1 pseudogene is annotated in these 1,525 nt (G+C 63.0%); it reads left to right on the top strand.

The window, feature by feature from the left end:
- Positions 1–128 precede the first annotated feature (128 nt).
- Positions 129–1,450: pseudogene (locus EVC45_RS44545) on the top strand (IS4 family transposase); the annotation flags it as partial.
- Positions 1,451–1,525: the final 75 nt, after the last annotated feature.

Raw genomic sequence — 1,525 nt, 5'->3', positions numbered from 1 at the left:
CCCGAACCGCCCGGTGCGGACCCGCACGCCGGGTGGTGTGGCAGGGGCACGGCCTTATGGCCGTCCCCTATGCCGATTTGGCGCCAACCGGTTGTAAACGGGACGCGGCGATGTTAACTTTCATCGCCATGCTGACCGATGATCTGCGCCTGCTGGTTGAATCACGGCCGCCGCTCGAATGGGGCAGGCTGGGCCAGCATCTGCCGTACGAATGGATCGAGTATGGGTGCAGGCCAGCGGCAGTGCCAGCGTGCGTCGACGTCGACTACCCGCGCAGCAGGTCGTATGGCTGGTGATTGCGCTGGCGTTGTACCGGCACCAGTCGATCAGCGAAGTCGTCGATGAGCTGGACCTTGCGCTACCCGCAGCCGATGCGTCGTTTGTCAGCAGGAGCGCCATCACCCAGGCGCGGCAGCGTATCGGCGCGGCGCCCCTGGCGTGGCTGTTTCACGAATCGGCCAGGAACTGGTCCGGGCAGGATCTGGCGCGGTACCTCTTCAAGGGGTTCTCGCTGTTCGCGATGGATGGCACCACGCTGCGCACCGCCGACAGTGCCGCCAACCGCCGGCATTTCGGCGCCTCGGCCGCCGCTCATGGCCGCATTGGCAGCTATCCCCAACTGCGCGCGGTCACGCTCACCGCGCTTGCGACGCATCTGGTGCGTGATGCGGTGTTCGGTCCGTACGATATCAACGAGATGATCTGGGCGCGTGAGCTCATCGCTCGTGTGCCGGCCAATTCCATTACCGTATTCGATAAAGGGTTCCTGTCGGCCCAGCTCCTGTGCAATCTGGTTTCGGGCGGCGAGAACCGGCACTTCATCATTCCGGCCAAGGCCAATACGTGCTGGGAGGTGGTCAGTGGCGCACCGGGCGACCAGATTGTGCGCATGCGCGTGTCGCCGCAAGCTCGCACCAAATGCCCGGAGCTACCCGAATTCTGGCAAGCGCGCGCCGTGCTTGCCGTGGATGCACGGGGTCGGCAACGGATGTTGCTGACGTCGCTGACTGATCGAAGACGTTTCAAGCCAGCAGACATTGTGTCGTGCTACGAGCGTCGCTGGCAGATCGAGACCAGCTACCACGAACTGAAGCAGTCGATGCTGGGCATGGAGCTGACCCTTCGCAGTCAGACCGTGGAGGGTGTGTATCAGGAGGTCTGGGGCGCCCTGATCGCGTATAACCTGATCCGCCTGGAGATGGCCAAAGCGGCACTGCAGGCCGGGCACGCGCCCGAAGCACTGAGCTTCGTGCGCGCGTTCCACACCATCCAGTACGAAATGGCATGGGCGGCCGTGACACGCTCCTACGGCAAGCTGCCTGCGCTGCTTAAGCGGCTGCGTGAGCGGCTCAAGCAACTTCCCAACGAGAAACGGACCGGGCGCACCTGCGCTCGGGCCGTCAAATCCAGACCGTTTCGTTATACCGTTCGCGTACTCAAAAGAGACCTTACTAAGCCGAAACAAAGTAACCGGACATACGTCACGCCGCGTAACGGACTGACGGATGATGAAACATGGATCGGA

Source organism: Paraburkholderia sp. UYCP14C, from assembly GCF_004197395.1.
GTDB lineage: Bacteria > Pseudomonadota > Gammaproteobacteria > Burkholderiales > Burkholderiaceae > Paraburkholderia.
This window is presented reverse-complemented; position numbering and strand designations above follow the sequence as displayed.